The following is a 21,762-nucleotide window of genomic DNA, read 5'->3' as shown; positions in this document are numbered from 1 at the left end:
CTCATGCAAATTATATAGAAAACGCGACTAATAAAATACTTAGTACTGCCAGAGCAATACCTATCCAGTTTTTGAGCGTTAATTTTTCTTTAAAAAATAAGATCCCTGCAAGAGTAGAAACCAAAAGTATCGCTACATTGTTAATGGTAAATACCGTTGAACTATCCATATGCTCATGACGTAGTGCCTGTATTAGAAAATATATTGAAAAATAATTAGGGATCCCTAATCCAATTCCTGCGATAATATTTTTTGCGGCTATTTTCAAGGTTCCTGTTATTCTTTTGTAGCATAAGGTAAAAAGGCCAATAATTGCAGCAAATCCAAAAATGGTTGCCGAAAAAATAGGAACATCATCTTTGGCTACAAAGTGAGTTTCAAAATATTTTAGGCTGGTGTCAATAATACCACTTCCAATAAATACCAATAATGGAAAAATTAGATTCTTTTTTGTTATTGAAACCCCTTCACCGGTTTTCATAGAGGTCAAATAGACAGCTATAAGAGCAATAAGAATGCCTGTTATCTTTAATAAACCGGTACTTTCGTTGTACACTACTACCCCGAATACAATAGGAATAGCCAAACTCATTTTAGTGGCAACTGCAGCGACCGACAGTCCATTTCTTTGTGTAGTAATAGCCATTAAATTAAAAACAGCTATAAAAATTATCCCCAATACCATAGCGCCATAAAACCAGCCTTGTGTCGATATTTCAGTTATATGTATGGGCTGAGAGTACGCTATAATCCCAGAGATACACGCTACAATATAGTTTATAATGATTGCTTGTAGTGTATCTACATTATACTTAGAGAACAACTTGAAAATTATAAAAATTAAGCTAGAGGCTAAAACACTAAGAATTAGGTAGATCAAAATAAATGAGATTTTAAAGTAAACAAATTAGTAATATCTTGGGATTTAGGGTCATTATTCCAAACATGAATACCAAGTTGTGCTGCCGAATCTGTATTTTCTTTAGTGTCATCAATAAAAATAGTTTTAGAAGGCTCAATTTGATGTTGTTCTAATACAAATTCAAAAATATCGATGTTCGGTTTTCTTAAGTGTATCTCGTGTGATAAGTAAAATGCATCAAAACATGATCTAAATGTTTCATAAAACGAAATGGTTTCCTTAACCTTATCAATATGCAATTCATTAGTATTGCTCAAAAGTATAAGTTTGTAATTTTGACTTGAAACCAAATTTTGCAGAAAATCTAAACGATATTTTGGAAAATCAAGTAAAATAGCATTCCAGGCTTCAATTAATTGCTGTTGAGCAGCGTTAGGAAATATTTTTTGGTAATTATTCAGAAATTCACTGGTAGAAACTTTGCCCACTTCATATAGATTATTTAATTCCTGCATTTTGGGCGTCCATTTAAAATCACCTAGTTTAGAAAGCTCTCTGGGAGTAGCTAATTTGTCTAAATTGATAAATACATCTCCAAAATCAAAAATTATGGTCTCAATCATTCTGATAAATTTTTAAGGTGTCTGTCATAATTTTTTCTTCAGAAATTAAATTTCCTTTAATTACAGGAGCTTTGACTCCATTTTCAAAAATAGTATTTCCTTCAAAAACTCTGGCTTCGTCCCAAATGTTTTCATCAATAAATGATTGAATGGTGAATGTTCCTCCTTCAATAATAATTGACTGAATGTCTTGCCTATAAAGAATATCACATATCTGTTTGACTTGTTTAGTTTTAGGCTCTATGATTTCGTAAATAAGGTTCTTTGTATTGTCTTTTTCAAACTTTTCTGAAGTAATGACTATCGTTTTTGTTTTTTTATCAAGTACGGCAGAATTTTTTGGAATACTACCAGATCTGTCAATAATAACTCTTACAGGATGTTTACCTTGCCAGTCTCTTATGGTAAGTTTTGGATCGTCCTTTATCACGGTTTGATTGCCTACCAAAATGCCTTGCTCTTCTGCACGCCATTTATGCACTAATTGTCTTGAGTATTTGGTTGTGATCCAAACCGGAGCTCTTTTAGTCGTAGTATCGGGTGCTATAAAGTTATTTTTGGTTTGTGCCCATTTCAGAATAATATAAGGGCGCTTTTTTTTATGAAAAGTGAAGAATCGTTTATTTAATTCTTGACATTCTTTTTCTAAAATACCTACAATAACATCGCAACCGGCATTCATTAATCTCTGAATTCCGGTTCCAGATACTTTGGCAAATGGATCTATCGTACCAATAACCACCTTTTTAATGCCTTTCTCGATGATTAGGTCACTACACGGAGGAGTTTTGCCATAGTGGCTACAAGGCTCCAGGCTAACATAGATGGTCGCATCTTTTAATAAAGATTCATTCTTGACCGATTGTATTGCGTATACTTCGGCATGGGGTTCTCCCGATTTATAATGCCAACCTTCCCCAATGATTTTATTTTCATGAACAATAACACTACCAACCAATGGATTGGGATATGTAGTCCCCAAACCATTCCTAGCTAGTTGAATGCATCGTTTTATGTATTTTTCATGACTAGTCAACGTATATGAAGATTTTTCTTTTTTCCTATCTTTTATTGTTGAAGACTATTTCTGCTTCAAAGATATTATAAGTTAAATATAAATTAATAAGTTTTTGTTTTTCAATGAATTAAACGGGTGGGTTTTTGGTAAAAAGTTTCCTCATAAAACACTGAAAAGTTGTTGATAATAATAGAAATTTCTTCATTGATTACTGATTAGATTTGACGTATATTTCAATATCCTTTAGAGATTTATTTTTTTATTAAGATTCTAACAAAAAACATTTATAAGTTATTTGTAGAATGAAAGCAAAAGTAGTGTTTAAAATATAATGGAAGCAATAAAAATACGGGCAATAAAGCGTGAAGATAATAAAGCTATCGCACAAGTAATTAGAGAAGTTCTGGTAGAGATGGGGGTGCCAAAAGTAGGCACAGCCTATGAAGACGAAGCTTTAGATAAGATGTTTGAAACCTATGATTTGCCAAAAAGATCTTATTTTGTGGTAGAAGAAAATGATCAAATATTAGGAGGCGGGGGGATAGCTCCTTTAGAAAATGGAGATCCAGACACCTGTGAACTTCAAAAAATGTATTTTTTACCAATGGCCAGAGGAAAGGGGTTGGGAAACAAAATGATAAAGCAATGTCTTGATTATGCAAAAGAAGCGGGGTATACCAAATGTTATTTAGAAACAATGCCCTATATGGAATCTGCAAGAAAATTATATAAAAAAGTTGGTTTTACAGAGTTAGAAGGTCCGATTGGTGATACAGGCCACTATAGTTGCGAGACGTGGATGATAAAGGATTTGGTCTAAAGTAAATAGTTCACATTGAAAATAAAGGATTTAAGGGTTGCTTTTAAGAAGTCTTTATCAGAAATTTATGAGGCAGAAGAGAGTATGTCTTTTTTCTACCTGCTTTCTGAAAAGATATTGGGATTAAGAAGGGTTGATGTAGCGTTAGATTTAGAGAAAGAGGTATCAGCAAGTGAAATCGTTCAGTTTAATGAAGCAAAAACAAGACTTTTAGATCAGGAACCGATTCAATATATTATAGGACATACTTATTTCTATGGATTATCTTTTATTGTTAATAAAAATGTACTAATTCCTAGACCAGAAACAGAAGAACTGGTGGATTGGATCTTAAAAGATCAGGAAAATTTAGAGAACGCTATAAAAATCTTAGATATTGGTACTGGTAGTGGCTGTATTGCTATTGCTTTGGCCAAAAATTTACCGAATGCCAAAGTGTATGCTATGGATATTTCAGAACAGGCAATAGAAATAGCAAAAGTGAATGCAATAAAAAATGAGGTAAAGGTTGAATTTATTAACGAAGATGTATTGGCGAGTGAGCATTTGTTTCAGGATTTTGATATCATTGTTTCTAACCCTCCCTATGTGCGAGAATTAGAAAAGGATGAAATAAAGCCTAATGTACTAGATAATGAACCGCATCAGGCTCTATTTGTTTCAGATCATGATCCTTTAATTTTTTATAAGAAAATTACCAAATTGGCAAAAGGGAGATTAACTCAAACGGGATCTTTGTATTTTGAAATTAACCAGTATTTGGGTTCAGAAACATATAAAATGATTAAGTCTTTAGGTTTTAGTGCTGTGGCATTGCGAAAGGATTTACATAATAATGAGCGTATGATTCGCGCTCGTTTTAATTCATAATATTTTTGGGGATGAATAAATTAAATTCAATTTGTGTATTTTGTGGGAGCAGTGAAGGGAACAACACTGCTATAATATCTGAAGCTTTCTTTCTAGGGAAAAAACTGGCACAACAGGAAATAGCCTTGGTGTATGGAGCTGCCAGAATTGGCATCATGGGGCATGTAGCCAAAGGAGCACTTGCTCATAAGGGAAAAGTCATAGGTGTAATTCCTGAGTTTCTCAAGCTAAAAGAATTAATTCATCAAGGACTAAGTGAGTTAATCACCACGAATAATATGCATGAGCGTAAAATGAAAATGCATGAACTTAGTGATGGTTTTATTACTTTACCTGGAGGTTTTGGTACTCTAGAAGAACTCTTTGAAATCATCACCTGGTCTCAATTAGGGTTGCATCAAAAACCTATCGGACTTTTAAATATTGGTGGTTTTTATGATAGCTTACTGGCTTTGCTCGAAAATATGGTTCGAAGGGGTTTTTTAAAAATGGAAAACTATGAGTTGTTAATTGTTGATGACGATATTGATCGTCTTTTAGAAAAAATGAGAGCTTTTAAACCAGTACAAGTGCCAAAATGGTTGAAATTAGATAGAACCTAAACATATTTTATCATATTTCGTGGATTTTTGAAATGAGAAATTAGACAATGAATATAGAAGAGCAAATCAATCAATTAAGAGAAGACTTACGCCAACACAATTACAATTATTATGTACTCGATGCTCCTACAATAAGTGATTACGAGTTTGATATAAAACTCAAAGAACTTCAAGTTTTAGAAGAGAAGCATCCAGAGTTTTATGATCCCAATTCACCAACACTTCGAGTAGGAGGAGAAATTACCAAAAGTTTTGAAACTATTGTTCATGAACATCGAATGTATTCTTTGGATAATTCTTATTCCAAAGAAGATTTATTGGATTGGGAAAAACGCATCAAAAAACTGGTTGATGGTAAGGTTACTTACACTTGCGAGCTTAAATATGACGGAGCCTCAATTAGTTTGACTTATGAACATGGAGAATTGCTAAGAGCGGTTACGAGAGGAGATGGTATTCAGGGAGATAATGTGACTACGAATGTAAAAACAATCAGGTCTGTTCCTTTAAAATTGAAAGGAGATTTTCCTGCAAAGTTCGATATTCGAGGAGAGATAGTGCTGCCATACGAGGGTTTTGCAAAAATGAATGAAGAACGAATTGCAGCAGGGGAAGAACCATACGCGAATCCTCGTAATACAGCTTCGGGGAGTTTGAAATTACAAGACAGTAGCGAAACTGCGAAACGCCCTCTCGATTGTTTGCTCTATAGTATTACCGGTGATCGATTAGGGATTAAAACACAATTCGAGAATCTGGAAAAAGCAAGGGAATGGGGTTTTAAAGTTCCTCAAGAATCAAAAATGGTAAACTCAATTGATGAGGTTCTTGAATTTATTGAATATTGGGATGTACATCGGCATGATTTACCTTATGAAACTGATGGTGTAGTGATTAAGGTAAATGACCTTCAGCAACAAGAAGAATTAGGTTTCACTGCAAAAGCGCCCAGATGGGCCATGGCCTATAAATTTAAAGCAGAACAAGTCTCCACAGTCCTTAAAGAGATTACGTATCAAGTAGGGAGAACAGGTGCAATTACTCCGGTAGCTAACCTAGAGCCCGTGTTATTAGCAGGAACTACTGTAAAAAGAGCTTCTTTGCATAATGCAGACCAAATTGAAAAGTTAGATATACGAGTTGGGGATACCGTTTTTGTAGAAAAGGGGGGAGAGATTATTCCTAAAATAATAGGGGTAGATTTTCAACAAAGAGATCAAAATTCTGTTCCAACGCAATATATAACTGCATGTCCAGAATGCGAAACTCCATTAATTCGCAAAGAAGGAGAAGCACAGCATTATTGCCCTAATTATCAAGGGTGTACGCCACAGATTGTTGGTCGCATCCAGCATTATATTTCTCGTAAAGCTATGGATATAGAAGGTTTAGGAGGAGAAACAGTAGCTTTGCTAGTGAACGAAGGATTAATAAATAATTATGCTGACTTGTATGAATTGAAGAAAGAACAAGTGGTTCCTTTGGAACGGATGGCAGAAAAAAGTGCAGAGAATCTTATTGAGGGAATTGAAAAATCAAAAGAAATTCCTTTTGAAAGAGTTTTGTTTGCTCTAGGCATAAGATATGTCGGAGAGACGGTTGCAAAAAAATTAGCAAAACATTACAAGTCGATACAGGGGCTCGTAGCGGCTAATGAAGAGGAGTTGGTGGATGTTGATGAAATCGGTATTAAAATAGCCCAGAGCGTAACAGAATTTTTTGCTTCTGAAGAAAATAAAATTTTGATTAACAGGTTACAGCAATATGGAGTTCAATTAGAGATTTCTGCAGAAAAATTAGCAAATCAGACTGATACCCTCCAAGGGCAAACTATTGTTGTATCTGGTGTTTTTGAAAAAGTGTCCCGTAATGAACTTAAAAAGCTAATCGAAGATAATGGGGGTAAAGTTTCTAGCTCAATATCTTCAAAAACCTCTTATATCGTAGCGGGTGCTAATATGGGGCCTAGTAAATTAGAAAAAGCAAATAAATTGGAAGTACCTATTATAAGTGAAGATGAGTTTTTGCATAAAATAAAATGAAAATAAGAACTCTTACAAAAATACTGTTATTGTTGGCAGGGGGACTTTGTGTCTTAAGTAAGGCTATGCAATGGGAAGAATTAGAACTCTATGCAAAACCTGCTACAGTACCTTTGTTATTAATGTTATATTGGTTTAGTGCAAAAAAATTAGACGCCTTATTTTTGATAATATTACTTCTATGTTTTTTAGGGGATATCTTTTTGTTAACTGATATAGATAATAGCTTTATGTATGTTCTTTTAAGTTATGCTATATGCTATTTAATCTTGTTTTATTATTTGTATAAGAATTATACACCTATTGATTATAGTAGTACAGATATCGTCTATTTAGTGATCTTTTTTGTAGCATGGACTTTTATTGCCTACGAGATTTACAATGTCACAGAAGCTGCAATGGGCAAAATAAGGCCTTATGGGGTAGGCTATATAATTATATTGTACCTGCTTTTTATTGGAGCAGTTTTTCAATATGTTAATGTAAGATCAGCACAATCATTATGGTTTTTGATTGCTGTTTTAAATTTCGTAATTAGTGATTCTTGCTTTGCTCTAAATAGATTTTACATACACTCGATAGAATTTGAGATAATCAATTCTGTTTATCAATTATTAGCAGTCTTTTTCCTGGTTCAGTTTAAGATATCCAGTCCTACCTCACTAAAACTAAAAAAGAATTTCTGAAAAGAGAAAGTTTCAGTGATTTTTAGTTGTTTTAAAATTTACTATATTGTCACAAGGAAAAATCACACATCTGTTTTACCAGGGGAGTATTCAAAATTAATCAGTATTAATTTTTGGGTGCAAATGAATTTTAATGAATGGAGAAAAACTACTAAAACTTTTAATTTCTTTTTTAATAATAACACAAGTTCTAGGGTTTATATTTAAAAATACTTTTTTAAATACTTACTCTGGTATACTTATCATCTTATCCATAATTATACTATATTTTGGAAGTACCAGAAGAATAAATGCATTTCATGTTATTGTTCTTTTAGTTCTCTTTTTAACAGAGTTGATATCGTTTTTTAGCGTCAAAAATATCTTAGAATTCCAGATTATTTTGCGAATAAGTATGTATATTCTGTTGTTTTACTTTTTGTATTACAATCATAAATCATTTCTTTATAGCAAAAGGGATACTTTTACCCTTATTCTTGGAAGCTTGTTATACACTGTGATTTTTTTTATGGCGTATCAGGTTCTTAGAGAAACAATGAGAGATTTACACATACTTGGCTTTATTCATCTATTGTTGCTTTATATTTTACTGGTAGTAGCAGGGATGCACTTTGTTAATATTAGATCAGAAAAATCACTTTGGTTTTTTTTGTCAATGCTAAATTTTACATTCAGAGATTATATGTGGTTGATTGATCAATTTTATTTACCATCATACGAATTAAAGGTTCTTATACTCATTTGTAATCCTTTGGCTATGGTTTTTTTAGTTAACTATATGGTTACAAGGTCTTTAAAACTTAAATCAGATGAATTTGAAGGTTTATAAAGTAAAAGGCATCAGTGTTTGAAGATACAAAAGTTTACATATCAGCTATTTTATATCGCAAGTTTCTTAACCTTACTTGTTGCAATTTTTGCTAATCATCTGATGATCTATTTTAAGCCAATCGTGATTCTATCATTATGTGTATTATATGTAGTAAATACAGAGCATAGAAACTATTTTGTTTTATTTAGTTTATTGTTGATTTTGGTATGTGAGATACTGTTTTTTCATGATTATTTAGGAAACTTCGAAATCTTACACATTCTACTCGCTACATATTATTCCTTAAACATTACTTTACTTTGGAAAAGCTTGCAAATAGTAAAAATACAACTCAAAAAAGTATTTACTTTTCAGTTGGTAATATCAATGTTGTTAATTAGCTACGTTTTATATGCTGTAGCAGAGCTCATATTACCCCAAATTATAGATCATAAGAGGGTACTTTTTATACTTATTTTCTTTTTTGCTTTTTTTATAGGGGTTTGTTATTATATTTATTTAAATAGCAAAACTGTAGTTAGTTATTCATTAATGGTTGCTGCTTCTTGTTTTTTGATAACTAACATTATCACTGCCTTAGATGGATTTTATATACATCTCGAGATCTTCCCGATTATAACCACGGTCATACAAATTTTTGGACAGTTTTTTCTAATCAAGTTTTTTATGGAACAACATAAATTGATACCAAACAATAAAGATTACTTCTAGAAAAATAATCAAATTTGTCTTCAAAATATGTATATATTTAGTTCTGTATTGTAAAGCTTAACCTTCTTTTGAGAAAAATAGATATAGCATATTGGTTTTTTTATGGTTTTTTCGTAGTAGTTATAGGTGTTGCTATTTTTTTTGATAAAAGTTTATTGGTATACACCAAGCCAATTGTGCCGTTGTCTCTAATTGTCATATATATTAGGTGGTCAAAAAAAGTTAATGTTTTGTTTATACTGTCTATGATTACAATTATGATAACAGATATTTTCGTTTACATTAATTTTGTAGAGTACTTTCGTGTCATTGCTCTACTAATTACAGTCTTTTATATATTTTGTGTGTTTTTGTTGTTGAAGTTTGTTTCTAAACAGGATCTAAAATTAAAGCAACTTATTTCTCCGCCTCTTTTTATAGGAGTTATGTTGATTTTCTATCTAATATTTTCTATTACACAAATGGTTTTGCCAAAGATGAGTGATTCTATAGGATATATTATTAGTATTGTTATAAGTATGCTGTCATTTTCGGCAATTGGTTTTGTTATTTATATAGCAGATAGGTTTGAAAAGTCGATTTACTTATTTGTAGCTACGTGCTGTACGTTATTTGTAGATGCCCTTTTGGCGGTAAATGAATTACTTTATTATAATAGGGTGTTTACAGTTTTAATTAATATTGCAGAAATAGGAGGTATTTATTTTTTTACCAAGTTCTTGATTGAAACAAGAGATAAGAATAAGAATATAGAACCTCAGGAAGACAATTATTTTTAAACACAGAGCATTAATTCTAATGGTATAGCTCCTATTATTATTTATTAAAAAATATAATTATTAAAACTTTTTTTGAAAAATTCGAATTTCACATACATATTTTTTTATAGTTCTTTCTTAGTGGTCATTATAGTGGCAATGTTTTTTAATGAGGGGTTATTATTATATTTTAAACCAATGATTCCCTTATCACTGATTCTATTATATGTAAATTCAGTCAAGAAAATTAATTTTTTATTTCCTGTAAGTTTATTGGTTTTGGCTATAACTAATATTTTTGTTTCCTTGGATTTTGTTCGATATTATGATGTAATAGCAATACTTATAACGAGTTACTACCTCTTATGCGTTTTCCTTTCACGGGAATTTATTTCAAAACAGGACATTAAACTAAACAAATTAACTTCGCCACCAGTAGTGATAAGTATAATATTGATAGTTTATGTAATGTTTTCTATTGCAGAGTTAGCATTACCAAAGATTAAAGACTCTTTGGCTGGAGTAATATCAGCGTTAATCAGCATGTTGTTATTTGCTACCATTAGTTTTTTTATCTATTTGTCTGATAAATATGAAAAAGCAATTTTTCTATTTGTAGCCGCTTGTTGTACACTTGTCGTCAATGCCCTTTTAGGAATAAATGAACTTTATTATTATAGTAGAATTTTTACTGTACTGATTAACATCGTAGAAACTCTAGGTATTTATTTCTTTACTAGATTCTTATTGGAAACGAAACCGGTAAATAAGGAGTTTTTGAAAGAAAAGTATTTTTAAAAATGATGAAGTTTTAGATAAGTTATGCTGATTTTCAACGTTTTCCTTTTTCTTGAAGTTGTTGAAGTGTTTTTAATTTGTAAAATAGCTACATTTGTGGCTTTGTAATCTTTTGATAAATGATTTTAAAGGGGCTTAAAAGGAATGCTATAAAAAAAAGTGTTGAAGCACATCTGGAGAAAAGAAATGTCTCATCACAAGCTATTTCTAAGCTTAAAACTCTTGCTGTACTCGTTGATGCTTCTTATGATATCAACATCTCATCTTTGATCAAATTAGCAAACGAATTGGGAGTTACTTCTGATAAATTAAAAATAGTAGGATATAAAGAAGATAAAGAAATTGAAGATGATAACAATGTGGTTTATTATAATGACAAAAATTTTGGAGTAAAAGGTGTGGTGAAGAGTGGATCTTTGCAAGAATTCATGAACAAAGATTACGATGTTTTAATAAGTTTTTATGAAGAGAATAAAATAGAGTTAAACTATGTGGCCGCTGCCTCAAAAGCAAAACTTAAGGTAGGTTTTGCAAAAGTTGATCATCGAATCAATGATTTAATTATAGGAGCCACGGTAAACAATCCTAATCTGTTTATTAAAGAACTTAAGAAATATTTAAAAATTTTACAGGTTATATAGCATGAGTAATTTTCTTAAAGGAACAGGGGTAGCTTTAGCTACTCCGTTTAATAAAGATGGTTCAATAGATTATACGGGAGTTACCTCATTGGTTGATTTTTGTATCAAAGGCGGGATAGAGTATCTGGTTATTTTAGGTACAACTGCCGAGTCAGTTACACTTTCAAAAGAGGAAAAAAGAGATCTAGTAGACCATATTGTTAAGGTAAATGATAATAGGCTTCCTTTGGTGATTGGCATTGGGGGAAATAATACTGCAGCAATCCTTAAAGAAATCCAAGAGACCGATTTATCATATTTTGATGCAATACTGTCAGTGGTTCCTATGTATAATAGACCAAGTCAAGAAGGGATTTATCAGCATTACAAAAAGATAAATGATATCGTTCCTATTCCAGTTTTGCTGTATAACGTCCCTTCTCGTACCGGTACTAATATGGCTGCAGAAACTACTTTGCGTCTTGCACAATTAGAAAATATTATTGGTATAAAAGAAGCGGTGGGAGATTTTACTCAAGTATTAAAAATTATTAAAGACAAACCAAAGGATTTTCTTGTAATTTCTGGGGACGATACTTTAGCACTACCTGCAGTAGCCGCGGGTGGAGATGGTGTTATAAGTGTTATTGGACAAGGATTTCCTCAAGAATTTTCTGAAATGATTCGATTAGGTTTGGCAGGAGAAACAGAAAAGGCATTTCAAATACTATATAAACTCTTACCAATTCTAGACTACGCTTTTGAAGAAGGTAATCCAGCAGGAATAAAGAATATTCTAAAAACCAGAGAGATTTGCCAAGATTATCTTCGATTGCCCCTAATTCCTGTTTCAGAAGGCTTAGGAGAAAAAATAAAAGAGTTTATCCAGAATTTTTGAGGTTCTATAGCTATGGCTAAAAAGGTAAAAGACCCTGGAATTGGAATAAGTTCGAATGAACGTGCTAAACGGTTTATTGATCCTGATGGTTCTTTTAACATAAAACATATCAATAGGCCCAGCTCATTGTCTGAAAGCTATGAGTATTTAATCAGTATACCTTGGAGCAAATTTTTTTTATGGGTGTTACTAGGATACGTATTGATTAATACCTTATTTGGAATAATCTACCTGGCCATTGGGATATCAGGCATTACAAAGCCAACTGGAAGTATTTTTTTAGATTTCCTAAATGCATTTTTCTTTTCGGCTCAAACCATCACAACGGTAGGGTACGGAAGAATGGCACCCAAAGGCATGCTTTTGGGAGTAATATCCTCGTTTGAGGCATTAATAGGTTTATTGAGCTTCTCATTTGTAACTGGATTATTGTATGGAAGATTTTCTAAACCAAAGGCCAATATCCAATTTAGTAAAAGTATAATCCTAAGAAAGCATAATGGAATTGACTGTATTATGTTTCGATTAATGAGTAGAAGTACTAATATAATGATTCGCCCCAGAATAGAAGCTACTTTATCATTATCGCAAAAAGGAAATGATGAGAAGTACATTAATAATTTTTATAACCTAAAACTTGAACAAAGCTCAATCACCTATCTACCAACTACCTGGACTATTGTGCATGCCGTAGATGATTCCAGTCCATTGAAAGATTTTGACAGGCCAGAATTATCTCAGCTTCATGGGGAAGTATTGTTATTGATAAGCTATTATGATGAGTCTTTTGCCCAGGAAGTGCATCAAGCACACTCCTATATTTTAAAAAATATTCGGCATGATGAAAAGTTTATTCCGGCATTTTATTATGATGATAATGGATATACAATTCTTGATCACAATAAGCTTGATAAAACCTTGGATGATGTTGAGGATAAGAGTTATGATCCTTAATTCTAGTGGATGAGTTGATATTTGTGCAACACAGGCTGAAATTTATAGTTATTAATTGATGAGCTAAAGTTTTTGTAATACGGCAGAAATATATATTTTTGCCAGATGTTTTTTTATATATGAAGAGATTATTTTATTTACTTATTTTTGTATTACTCTTAGGGTCTTGCAGCGAGTACCAAAAAGTATTAAAGAGTGAAGATGTGGCGGTTAAGTATAAGGCGGCAGAAGAGCTATATAAAGAAGCTAAATATAAAAAAGCACTTCGTCTTTTTGAGCAAATAGTACCTCAGTACAGAGGAAAGCCTCAGGCAGAAAGAATAATGTACTATTATGCTGATACGTATTATCAATTAGAGGATTATTATTTGGCGGGATATCAGTTCGAAAGATTTGTAAAATCATATCCAAGAAGTGATAAGGTAGAGGAAGCATCGTACAAAGGAGCAAAAAGTTATTATCAGTTGTCTCCAAGATATACGCTTGATCAAGAAGAAACTACCAAAGCTATAGAAAAACTTCAAAACTATATTAATACGTATCCGGATAGCGAGAAACTAAAAGAAGCCAACGCTTTGGTGTCAGAGCTTAGAGAAAAGAAGGAGAAAAAAGCATATGAAATAGCTAAGCAATATCATCATAGAGAAGATTATAAAGTTGCTATTGCTGCCTTTGACAATTATCTTGTAGATTATCCCGGATCTATTTTTAGAGAGAAGGTGTTATATTATAAATTAGAGTCTGAATATCTTTTGGCAATCGGGAGTTACGAAAGCTTAGTAAAAGATCGTTTAGAAGTTGCACAAGGATACTATAACAACTACAAGAAATATTATAAAACCGAAGGAGAGTATATCGATAAGGCTGAAGAAATTGGAACAGATATACAAAATAGATTAGAACAATATAATTAGATAATACCCAAGAAGATGGATTTGAAAAAAAGTAATGCGCCGGTAAATACAACTACTATTGATAAGAATCTTATTGATCAGCCCACAGATAATATCTATGAGGCGATTTCGATTATATCAAAAAGAGCTACTCAAATTAATACCGATATTAAAAAAGAACTTCTTGAGAAGTTAGATGAATTCGCTACTTATAATGATAGTTTAGAAGAGATTTTCGAAAATAAAGAACAGATCGAGGTATCTAAGTTCTACGAAAGACTTCCAAAACCACATGCCTTAGCTGTGCAGGAATGGTTAGAAGACAAAATTTATTACAGAAATACAAAAACAGACACCGAATCATTATAAATCTATGTCTATTTTAAGCGGTAAAAAAGTTTTAATTGGTGTTACCGCTGGTATTGCTGCATATAAAACTGCTGCTCTAGTACGATTATTTATAAAGGCTGGAGCAGAAGTTCAAGTTATAATGACTCCCGCAGCAAAAGATTTTGTCACTCCGCTCACATTATCTACACTATCAAAGAATCCCGTTCTTTCTTCATTTTTTGATGAAGAAGACGAGAATGCTGTTTGGAATAATCACGTTGATCTGGGCTTATGGGCAGATATCATGATTATTGCACCTGCAACAGCAAATACCCTATCAAAAATGTCGACTGGAGCCAGTGATAATTTGTTATCGGCAACGTATCTATCTGCTAAATGTCCTGTGTATTTTGCTCCGGCTATGGATTTAGACATGTACGATCATCCTTCTACACATAAAACCTTTTCAAAATTAAAGGAATTTGGTAATATAATGATACCTGCTGAGTCTGGAGAACTTGCCAGCGGATTGGTAGGTCAAGGTAGAATGGCAGAACCCTCTACTATTATAAATTTCATAGAAAATGATATTTTAGGTAAACTCCCGTTACGAGGAAAAAAAGTTTTGATAACTGCAGGTCCCACTTACGAAGCAATTGATCCCGTTAGGTTCATAGGAAATCATTCTAGTAGTAGAATGGGAATAGAACTTGCTAAAGCAGCAGCCAACCTGGGGGCTAGTGTAAGTTTTATATTAGGTCCTTCCTCATTAAAGATAGAACATAGTCTTATAAAGGTGATCAATATAGTTAGTGCAGAAGAAATGTACAAAGCGGTTGTTGCCAATTATACTGATTGTGATATTGCTATCGCAGCAGCAGCAGTTGCAGATTATAGGCCTAAACACATATCAAATCAAAAAATTAAGAAAGCGGATGCTGCTTTCTCTATAGAACTTGAAAGAACAACAGATATTCTAAAGTGGATGGGGTCTAAAAAGAAAAGTCAATTTTTGGTTGGTTTTGCTCTAGAGACAGAAAATGAAGAGGAGAATGCCAAGAAAAAGCTTAAAAGTAAAAACCTGGATTTGATCGTTCTTAATTCTCTTAACGATGAGGGTGCCGGCTTCAAAGGGCAAACTAATAAAGTAACCTTGATTAATCATAAATTAGAAACTAAAGCGTTTGATTTAAAAACAAAGTCTGAAGTAGCTAAAGATATATTCGACGAAATTAATCTGCTTAAAAATGGATAGATTCTTATTAATAATAGTACTTACATGGTGCTTCAGTGTAAATTCTCAAGAATTCAATGCTAAGGTATTGGTGAATGCAGAGCAGACAGGGAATCCTAATTTGCAGGTGTTTAAAACATTAGAACGTTCACTTGCAGAGTTTATTAATAATACAAAATGGACAGATACAGATTATCGTACAGAAGAACGAATTGATTGTAGTTTTTTCATTACAATTGCGAGTTATGATAATGATTTTTTCAACGCTACTCTTCAGGTTCAGGCTTCGCGTCCTGTATATGGATCAAATTATAAGACTGCTATTTTTAATGTGAATGATAAGCAGTTCAATTTTAACTATCTCGAATTTCAGCCTTTAAATTATAACCCTAATAATTTTGAGTCAAATCTTATCTCTGTGGTCTCTTTTTATCTGTATATGATTCTTGGGGTTGATGCAGATACTTTTGAACTCAATAGCGGAACAAAATACTACGAAGAAGCTAAAAATATAGTAGGGAATGCTCAAAGTAGTAATGCCTTGGGGTGGAATGCCCAGGATGGAAACCAGTCTAGATTTAGATTAAATGATGATTTGTTATCTGGTACCTTTGATGGGTATAGATCTGCTATGTATATCTATCACAGAGAAGGCCTGGATGTTATGCATAACAATGTAAAAAAAGGAAAACAAACAATTACGCAGGCCATGGAGTCTCTTGAAAAAATGCATAATGTAAGGCCCAATTCTTATATAATGCGAGTCTTCTTTGATGCGAAGGCAGATGAGGTCACGAGCATTCTTTCTGGTGGTCCTTCGGTTAATATCGCAGACACTGTTGAGACGCTTAACAAGATTGCTCCGACCTATACAGATAACTGGAAGGATATTAAGTTTTAAAAAATTAGAGATAAACAGATTAAATCTTTTTAAAACTGTAGTATATTTACTTTCATTAAAACAATAAAAATTTTTCTGTCCCTTGCTTAGAGGTCTTTCCATAAAAAACTTTGCGTTAATAGAACAGCTGCAGGTATCTTTTGATTCTGGCCTTATTACGATTACGGGAGAAACCGGTGCAGGAAAATCATTGCTATTGGGTGCATTGGGTTTGTTGCTGGGTAAAAGGGCAGATTTAAGCAGTGTTAAAGACAATTCTCAAAAATGTGTGATTGAAGGTAGTTTTGCTATCAACCAATACAATCTTTCTTCTTTTTTTGAAGACGAAGAATTAGATTATGAAGAAGAAACAATCATAAGAAGAGAGATCTTACCGTCAGGAAAATCCAGAGCTTTTATTAATGACACTCCTGTTACGCTACAATCTCTTGCTGCGCTAGGTGAAAAGTTAATAGATATTCATAGTCAACATCAAACGCTAGAGGTAACTACAAATGATTTTCAATTTGAAGTTCTGGATGCATTGGCATCTGCAGATCGAGAGATTAAATCATATAAAAGGGGACTTCGGTTACTTAAAGAAAAGGAGAAAGAGGTAGATATCCTAATTGCAAATCAAGAGAGTTTTACCAAAGAGTACGAATATAACTCCTTCCTGTTAAAAGAATTGGAAGAGGCTAAACTCCAGCCAGGTGAACTGACAGAATTAGAAGAACGTTATGAGCAACTTAATAACATAGAAGAGATTCAGGAACGACTGTCTGGATCAATTTCTGTAGTTTCTACAGAAGAAATAGGGGTATCTGATCAATTAAATACGATAAAAATAAATCTTTCTAAAATAGAATCTTATTCAAGCGGATTAAAAGAGCTTTCAGAAAGAATCCAGAGTATATATATAGAATTAGATGATATACAGGTGTCTTTGGTAAATGAGTTAGAAAGCCTAGAGGCAGATCCTCATCAATTAGAACAAACTAGCCAGCGTTTACAAATATTACATAATCTACAAGTTAAGCATAAAGCTGCCAATATTGATGAGCTTATTGTGCTTAAGAATGAGCTTAACGAAAAGGTGTCCAGAACAGAATCCCTTTCAGAAGATATAGAAAAACTGAAGGTAGAGATAACAACGATTCATTCTCAATTAGATGAGTTAGCAATAAAAATTCATGAAAAAAGGAAAAAGGCATTGCCACAGTTGGTAGAAGAACTCGAAAATATTCTTAAAGCGCTCGGTATGCCTAATGCAAGTTTTAAGGCTTCTCTTGATTTACAAGAAAAATACCTATCTAATGGAAAAGAAACGTTAGAGTTTTTATTTTCTGCTAACAAAGGAGGTGCCTATGGAGCGCTTAAAAAAGTAGCTTCTGGAGGAGAATTATCAAGAATCATGATTGCTATTAAGGCTATTTTATCAAGATATGCGCAACTGCCAACTATAATTTTTGATGAAATAGATACTGGAGTATCCGGTGAAATAGCTCAGAAGATGGCCGATCTAATGATGACTATGAGTAAAAATTTGCAGGTTTTTAGTATTACACACTTACCACAGATCGCTGCTAATGGTCAAAGTCATTATAAGGTGTATAAAGAAGATATTGATCATACCACAGTAACACAGCTAAAGCTATTAAGCGAAGAAGAGCGTGTCAAAGAAATAGCAGAAATGATCGGGGGTAAGGACATTTCTGATTCTGCCTTGACTCATGCAAGATCGTTATTGAAATCAAAGTAATATTTAGAATTTTCTTGTCTTTTATTTTATCGATTATATGCATTTTTAATCGATAAAAAGTATGTTTTTCATCGATTTTAACATTTTTTGAAGGTTTTGCGGATAATTATTTTGTAGTTTCACCGTTGTAGTTCCAAATCTACAAGCCCCAAAATCATGAAATTACCTGTTAAATTTTTATGCTATATTGCGTGTATAGCTTTTTTTTCTGTTTCTTGTTCGACTAAAAATGTTGACGATGAGTTAAATTACACCGATAAGGAGTTTTTTATTCCTGAAGTTAAATCTATTGAAATAGAGATTTTGGAACGAATTAATGATTATAGAATTTCTTTGGGTTTAAATTCTCTTCAATCTTCTTCTGTGATAAAATCACAAGCGTATAGCCATACTGTATACATGATAGAACAAAATAATATGTCTCATGATTATTTTCATGTAAGAAAAAATTATCTTGTTAATAATGCAGGAGCAAGTAAAGTTGCCGAGAATGTAGGTTATGGATACTCATCGGCAGCGTCTGTAGTTGATGCCTGGCTTAAAAGTGATGGTCATAGACGAACAATAGAGGGGGATTTTACGAACTTCGATATTTCGGTAGAACAAAACAGCGAAGGAGTGCTTTACTTTACTAATATTTTTATGAAAAACTAAAGATCTTACACACTACAGAATTTGAGTGACTACAAGTAATCATTACTTATTTTAAACATCGAACGTCGATTCTCTTCATGTTCTTTTTCAGTACATCGCTTGCATTGGTGCAATAATTGCGATTCACCATATCCTACGGCACTAGGTATTCTAGAAGGATCAATCCCTCTGGATAAGATATAGTTTTTTGTAGCATTTGCACGTCTTTCAGATAATTTCATATTATATTGATCCGTACCACGGTTATCTGTGTGTGATTCAATATTAATAATCATTTTGGGGTTATCTTTCATTACATTAACAAGATTTTCCAGCTCATAAGCCGAATCCGGGCGAATGTCATATTTATCAAAATCAAAGTAAATAGGGTTAAGTACGATTTCTTTATTTATTATTAACGGTGTAAGATACAAATCCAATGTATTCTTGGTTCCATTGGTAGCTGTTGTCGAAAATTGTTTATTATCTGATCTATAATCTTTTTTGGTTGCAAGAATGGTATAGGTTTTAGAACATGATATTTCTGCAAAATTATACTGTCCGTCTTCATTTGATATGGTCGTACTAATGATCTTACCTGTTTGATCGATAAGTTGTACAGTAACGTTAGACAGTAGATCAGAAGTACGTTTGTCATAAGTGACACCGGTTAGAGATTGCTTACATTCGTATCTGTCAAAAGTATAGATGTCATCACTTCCCTTACCACCAGTTCTATTAGATGAAAAATACCCGAAATCACCGTTGTGATCTAAAAAGAACGCAAAATCATCATATCCACTGTTATAAGGAGCACCTATATTGGTTATATAAATGTTTTCTTCAGCTTCCTTTTTCAAAATATTAGACTTGAATATGTCTAAAAGTCCAAGGTTGATGTGATTGTCTGATGAAAAATATAGCGTCGAGTCTTTAGCTACAAATGGAAACACCTCTCTGCCTATTGTATTAATATTCTCCCCCAAATTCTCCACATTTCCAAATGAACCATCGTCGTGAATAGCTACTTTATAAATATCTGTTTGTCCGAATCCACCTTCTCTATCAGAAACGAAAAACAAAGTTTTTTCGTCAGGACTTAAGGCTGGATGACCTGTTGAGAATGTTTTATCATTAAAGGGTAGCTCTTCAATATTTGTCCATTGGTTGTTTTGCATTCTAGCCCGGTATATTTTAAGGTTAGATGTTCCTTCTTTATCATACGAAGTGTTCTTTCTTTTGTTTACATTATTTCTGGTAAAATACAAAGTTTTGCCATCTTTTGTAATAGTTAGAGCTCCCTCGTGATCATTTGCTAAATTGATGTTATCTGAAACCAATGGTGATATTTCGCTAACATTAACAATGGAATCAATTCTATTAATTTTTGAGGTGTAAATGTTCAAAAATGGTTCTCCATTCCATTTATAAATTTTCATTTTGCGAGCGGCATTATCATCTTTTCTGGATGATGTGAAGTAGAAGTTGCCATGAACTTCAACCCCTCCAAAATCTGAATAATTAGTATTTGAATTTAGATTTATTATTCTAATTTGCTTATCTCTACCGGCCGATAGCTCTTGAAACTTCTCTAGACTTACACTTTCTATGCCTCTTACGTATTCACCATTTTTTTGGAGCTTCCTGAACTCCTCCAGCCAAGTGTTTGCTTCTTCATACTTTTCTAAGCTTCGCAGTGTTTGTATATATTTATAAACATACTCAGGATGCAAATTATCATATTTGCGAATCGCTTTATTAAACCAGAAATATGCTTTTTCAGAATTTGAGTTATTGTAGTAACAATCCCCAATTCTTGTAAGAACATGTTTACTACTATCCTCTTTTTGTATAGCCTCTATATAAAGCTCTGCAGCTTTCATGTATGCAAAATCTCTATAATATTTATCAGCAACCTTAACTTTCTGTGCATAAATTGATAGGCCAAAAAAGAAGAGTAAAATTAGAATTGTTTTGCTTTTCATGATCATAATTAAAAATATCTGGGAGATTTAACACGTCGCTCATTAAATACCTCATAGATAAGCAAGATTTCATGAGTTGCACCTAAATAGGGCCGTAAATCGGAAACAAAATGCTCATAGGCATAACCAACTCTAAATTGATTGGTGACTTGAAAATCTGCCAAAGCACCAACGGATGCAGTATCCTCATTATATCTATAAGATCCACCAAGCCAAAATTTCTCGAAAAACAGAAGATTTATATTTAAATCCACTGAGATTGGAGCCCCATTTGTAGCTTTTAAAAGAGCAGATGGTTTTAATTTGGTGTGGGTACTAAGGTCAAAAACATATCCTCCTGTAAAATAATAGCTGATTCGTTCTAGTGCCACATAGTCCACAGTAGGTGTTTCACTACGATTATTATCAATAGTTAAAAGCCGTGGGGCAGAGGCACCTAAATACCACTTGTTTGAGTGTAAGTATAGCCCTGCACCAATATTGGGATTCCAGCGATTGGCGTAGTTGCCAAAAAATGGATCTTCTATTACTGCTGGGTCATTTAAAAACTCTTGATCAAGATTGTAATGAGTAGCACCAGCTTTAACTCCCAAAGCTAATTTTGTGTTATCACTGAGATTTAAGGTGTAGGAGAAGTCACCATAAAGATATAAATAGTTCTCGAAGCCTGGAGCATCGCGAATTACAGAGACACCTAATCCAACTTTTTCATTTTTCAAAGGAGTATGTGCCGATAATGTTTGAGTTTGTGGTCCTCCATCTATACCAGTCCACTGGCTTCTGTGCAGTGCGACGATGCTTAGTGTTTCTCGACTCCCGGCATAGGCTGGATTTATCGATATGGTATTAAACATATATTGAGTAAACTGTGGTAACTGTTGTGTGAATCCCATCGAACTAATAAACAATAACAATCCTGCTATTTTGTACTTTTTAATCCCCATTAATTTT

Annotated in this window: 21 protein-coding genes; 16 read left to right on the top strand and 5 right to left on the bottom strand. The window is 32.9% G+C overall.

The genetic code is table 11. From position 1 onward, the window contains the following. Positions 1 to 10 precede the first annotated feature (10 nt). The 3 genes from ACFSJT_RS16630 to ribD are packed head-to-tail and all read right to left on the bottom strand — an operon-like array spanning position 11 to position 2,521. Positions 11 to 880, bottom strand: a complete 870-nt coding sequence (locus tag ACFSJT_RS16630) for an EamA family transporter (RefSeq protein WP_378321464.1) — start codon at positions 878 to 880, stop codon at positions 11 to 13. Then, complete coding sequence (locus tag ACFSJT_RS16625) at positions 877 to 1,485, bottom strand: HAD family hydrolase (RefSeq protein ID WP_378321463.1); 609 nt, start codon at positions 1,483 to 1,485, stop codon at positions 877 to 879. The genes ACFSJT_RS16630 and ACFSJT_RS16625 overlap by 4 nt, the downstream gene beginning before the upstream one ends. Beyond that, positions 1,478 to 2,521 carry a bifunctional diaminohydroxyphosphoribosylaminopyrimidine deaminase/5-amino-6-(5-phosphoribosylamino)uracil reductase RibD gene (gene ribD, locus ACFSJT_RS16620; RefSeq protein WP_378321462.1) on the bottom strand — a complete coding sequence of 348 codons (1,044 nt, stop codon included), beginning with the start codon at positions 2,519 to 2,521 and terminating at the stop codon, positions 1,478 to 1,480. The genes ACFSJT_RS16625 and ribD overlap by 8 nt, the downstream gene beginning before the upstream one ends. Before the next feature lie 313 nt (positions 2,522 to 2,834). On the opposite strand from ribD, the gene ACFSJT_RS16615 reads away from it, so the two are divergent. From ACFSJT_RS16615 to ACFSJT_RS16540, 16 genes are all read left to right on the top strand, one after another. After that, the gene (locus ACFSJT_RS16615; RefSeq protein WP_378321461.1) at positions 2,835 to 3,323 is read left to right on the top strand and encodes a GNAT family N-acetyltransferase; all 489 of its coding nucleotides are present in this window, start codon (positions 2,835 to 2,837) and stop codon (positions 3,321 to 3,323) included. A 15-nt stretch (positions 3,324 to 3,338) separates the two neighbouring features. After that, positions 3,339 to 4,193 (top strand): peptide chain release factor N(5)-glutamine methyltransferase, encoded by an 855-nt coding sequence (prmC, locus tag ACFSJT_RS16610; RefSeq protein WP_378321460.1) that lies wholly within the window; start codon positions 3,339 to 3,341, stop codon positions 4,191 to 4,193. An 11-nt stretch (positions 4,194 to 4,204) separates the two neighbouring features. Continuing rightward, complete coding sequence (locus ACFSJT_RS16605; protein ID WP_378321459.1) at positions 4,205 to 4,795, top strand: LOG family protein; 591 nt, start codon at positions 4,205 to 4,207, stop codon at positions 4,793 to 4,795. Positions 4,796 to 4,842: 47 nt separating this feature from the next. After that, complete coding sequence (ligA, locus tag ACFSJT_RS16600; RefSeq protein WP_378321458.1) at positions 4,843 to 6,837, top strand: NAD-dependent DNA ligase LigA; 1,995 nt, start codon at positions 4,843 to 4,845, stop codon at positions 6,835 to 6,837. Continuing rightward, positions 6,834 to 7,523 (top strand): lysoplasmalogenase family protein, encoded by a 690-nt coding sequence (locus ACFSJT_RS16595; protein WP_378321457.1) that lies wholly within the window; start codon positions 6,834 to 6,836, stop codon positions 7,521 to 7,523. Before ligA ends, ACFSJT_RS16595 begins: the two co-directional genes overlap by 4 nt. Before the next feature lie 2,019 nt (positions 7,524 to 9,542). Beyond that, on the top strand, positions 9,543 to 9,845 hold the full coding sequence (locus ACFSJT_RS16590) for a hypothetical protein (protein ID WP_378321456.1): 303 nt from the start codon (positions 9,543 to 9,545) through the stop codon (positions 9,843 to 9,845). Positions 9,846 to 10,292: 447 nt separating this feature from the next. Next, the gene (locus ACFSJT_RS16585; RefSeq protein ID WP_378321455.1) at positions 10,293 to 10,622 is read left to right on the top strand and encodes a hypothetical protein; all 330 of its coding nucleotides are present in this window, start codon (positions 10,293 to 10,295) and stop codon (positions 10,620 to 10,622) included. A 119-nt stretch (positions 10,623 to 10,741) separates the two neighbouring features. Continuing rightward, positions 10,742 to 11,263 carry a DUF6913 domain-containing protein gene (locus ACFSJT_RS16580; protein ID WP_378321454.1) on the top strand — a complete coding sequence of 174 codons (522 nt, stop codon included), beginning with the start codon at positions 10,742 to 10,744 and terminating at the stop codon, positions 11,261 to 11,263. A 1-nt stretch (position 11,264) separates the two neighbouring features. Continuing rightward, complete coding sequence (gene dapA, locus ACFSJT_RS16575) at positions 11,265 to 12,140, top strand: 4-hydroxy-tetrahydrodipicolinate synthase (RefSeq protein ID WP_378321453.1); 876 nt, start codon at positions 11,265 to 11,267, stop codon at positions 12,138 to 12,140. A gap of 12 nt (positions 12,141 to 12,152) precedes the next feature. After that, the gene (locus tag ACFSJT_RS16570) at positions 12,153 to 13,094 is read left to right on the top strand and encodes an ion channel (protein WP_378321452.1); all 942 of its coding nucleotides are present in this window, start codon (positions 12,153 to 12,155) and stop codon (positions 13,092 to 13,094) included. A 119-nt stretch (positions 13,095 to 13,213) separates the two neighbouring features. Further along, on the top strand, positions 13,214 to 14,008 hold the full coding sequence (locus tag ACFSJT_RS16565; RefSeq protein ID WP_378321451.1) for an outer membrane protein assembly factor BamD: 795 nt from the start codon (positions 13,214 to 13,216) through the stop codon (positions 14,006 to 14,008). Positions 14,009 to 14,023: 15 nt separating this feature from the next. After that, positions 14,024 to 14,356, top strand: a complete 333-nt coding sequence (locus tag ACFSJT_RS16560; RefSeq protein WP_378321450.1) for a DNA-directed RNA polymerase subunit omega — start codon at positions 14,024 to 14,026, stop codon at positions 14,354 to 14,356. Between the two features lie 4 nt (positions 14,357 to 14,360). Continuing rightward, the gene (coaBC, locus tag ACFSJT_RS16555; protein ID WP_378321449.1) at positions 14,361 to 15,572 is read left to right on the top strand and encodes a bifunctional phosphopantothenoylcysteine decarboxylase/phosphopantothenate--cysteine ligase CoaBC; all 1,212 of its coding nucleotides are present in this window, start codon (positions 14,361 to 14,363) and stop codon (positions 15,570 to 15,572) included. Further along, positions 15,565 to 16,452, top strand: coding sequence for a type IX secretion system protein PorD (gene porD, locus ACFSJT_RS16550; RefSeq protein WP_378321448.1), 888 nt, complete (start codon positions 15,565 to 15,567; stop codon positions 16,450 to 16,452). Before coaBC ends, porD begins: the two co-directional genes overlap by 8 nt. Before the next feature lie 82 nt (positions 16,453 to 16,534). Beyond that, entirely contained in the window at positions 16,535 to 18,193 is a 1,659-nt protein-coding gene (recN, locus tag ACFSJT_RS16545; RefSeq protein WP_378321447.1) for a DNA repair protein RecN, read from the top strand. Positions 18,194 to 18,349: 156 nt separating this feature from the next. Then, positions 18,350 to 18,847 (top strand): CAP domain-containing protein, encoded by a 498-nt coding sequence (locus ACFSJT_RS16540; protein WP_378321446.1) that lies wholly within the window; start codon positions 18,350 to 18,352, stop codon positions 18,845 to 18,847. Between the two features lie 29 nt (positions 18,848 to 18,876). On the opposite strand, the gene ACFSJT_RS16535 is transcribed toward ACFSJT_RS16540, so the two are convergent. Both ACFSJT_RS16535 and ACFSJT_RS16530 read right to left on the bottom strand, forming a co-directional pair. Continuing rightward, positions 18,877 to 20,811 (bottom strand): OmpA family protein, encoded by a 1,935-nt coding sequence (locus tag ACFSJT_RS16535; protein WP_378321445.1) that lies wholly within the window; start codon positions 20,809 to 20,811, stop codon positions 18,877 to 18,879. An 8-nt stretch (positions 20,812 to 20,819) separates the two neighbouring features. After that, positions 20,820 to 21,755: a PorP/SprF family type IX secretion system membrane protein gene (locus ACFSJT_RS16530; protein ID WP_378321444.1), complete on the bottom strand. Its 936-nt coding sequence runs from the start codon at positions 21,753 to 21,755 to the stop codon at positions 20,820 to 20,822. Positions 21,756 to 21,762 lie beyond the last annotated feature (7 nt).

Origin of the sequence: Aquimarina celericrescens (assembly GCF_042682765.1) — a bacterium.
Classification (GTDB): domain Bacteria; phylum Bacteroidota; class Bacteroidia; order Flavobacteriales; family Flavobacteriaceae; genus Aquimarina; species Aquimarina celericrescens.
This window is presented reverse-complemented; position numbering and strand designations above follow the sequence as displayed.

What these genes read in the sequence shown, in the direction of transcription:
- ACFSJT_RS16625 (WP_378321463.1), bottom strand. Translation starts at nt 1,485, where the DNA reads ATGATTGAGACCATAATTTTTGATTTTGGAGATGTATTTATCAATTTA.
- ACFSJT_RS16615 (WP_378321461.1), top strand. Translation starts at nt 2,835, where the DNA reads ATGGAAGCAATAAAAATACGGGCAATAAAGCGTGAAGATAATAAAGCT.
- ACFSJT_RS16605 (WP_378321459.1), top strand. Translation starts at nt 4,205, where the DNA reads ATGAATAAATTAAATTCAATTTGTGTATTTTGTGGGAGCAGTGAAGGG.
- ligA (WP_378321458.1), top strand. Translation starts at nt 4,843, where the DNA reads ATGAATATAGAAGAGCAAATCAATCAATTAAGAGAAGACTTACGCCAA.
- ACFSJT_RS16595 (WP_378321457.1), top strand. Translation starts at nt 6,834, where the DNA reads ATGAAAATAAGAACTCTTACAAAAATACTGTTATTGTTGGCAGGGGGA.
- ACFSJT_RS16590 (WP_378321456.1), top strand. Translation starts at nt 9,543, where the DNA reads ATGAGTGATTCTATAGGATATATTATTAGTATTGTTATAAGTATGCTG.
- ACFSJT_RS16585 (WP_378321455.1), top strand. Translation starts at nt 10,293, where the DNA reads ATGTTTTCTATTGCAGAGTTAGCATTACCAAAGATTAAAGACTCTTTG.
- ACFSJT_RS16580 (WP_378321454.1), top strand. Translation starts at nt 10,742, where the DNA reads ATGATTTTAAAGGGGCTTAAAAGGAATGCTATAAAAAAAAGTGTTGAA.
- dapA (WP_378321453.1), top strand. Translation starts at nt 11,265, where the DNA reads ATGAGTAATTTTCTTAAAGGAACAGGGGTAGCTTTAGCTACTCCGTTT.
- ACFSJT_RS16570 (WP_378321452.1), top strand. Translation starts at nt 12,153, where the DNA reads ATGGCTAAAAAGGTAAAAGACCCTGGAATTGGAATAAGTTCGAATGAA.
- ACFSJT_RS16565 (WP_378321451.1), top strand. Translation starts at nt 13,214, where the DNA reads ATGAAGAGATTATTTTATTTACTTATTTTTGTATTACTCTTAGGGTCT.
- ACFSJT_RS16560 (WP_378321450.1), top strand. Translation starts at nt 14,024, where the DNA reads ATGGATTTGAAAAAAAGTAATGCGCCGGTAAATACAACTACTATTGAT.
- coaBC (WP_378321449.1), top strand. Translation starts at nt 14,361, where the DNA reads ATGTCTATTTTAAGCGGTAAAAAAGTTTTAATTGGTGTTACCGCTGGT.
- porD (WP_378321448.1), top strand. Translation starts at nt 15,565, where the DNA reads ATGGATAGATTCTTATTAATAATAGTACTTACATGGTGCTTCAGTGTA.
- ACFSJT_RS16540 (WP_378321446.1), top strand. Translation starts at nt 18,350, where the DNA reads ATGAAATTACCTGTTAAATTTTTATGCTATATTGCGTGTATAGCTTTT.
- ACFSJT_RS16535 (WP_378321445.1), bottom strand. Translation starts at nt 20,811, where the DNA reads ATGAAAAGCAAAACAATTCTAATTTTACTCTTCTTTTTTGGCCTATCA.
- ACFSJT_RS16530 (WP_378321444.1), bottom strand. Translation starts at nt 21,755, where the DNA reads ATGGGGATTAAAAAGTACAAAATAGCAGGATTGTTATTGTTTATTAGT.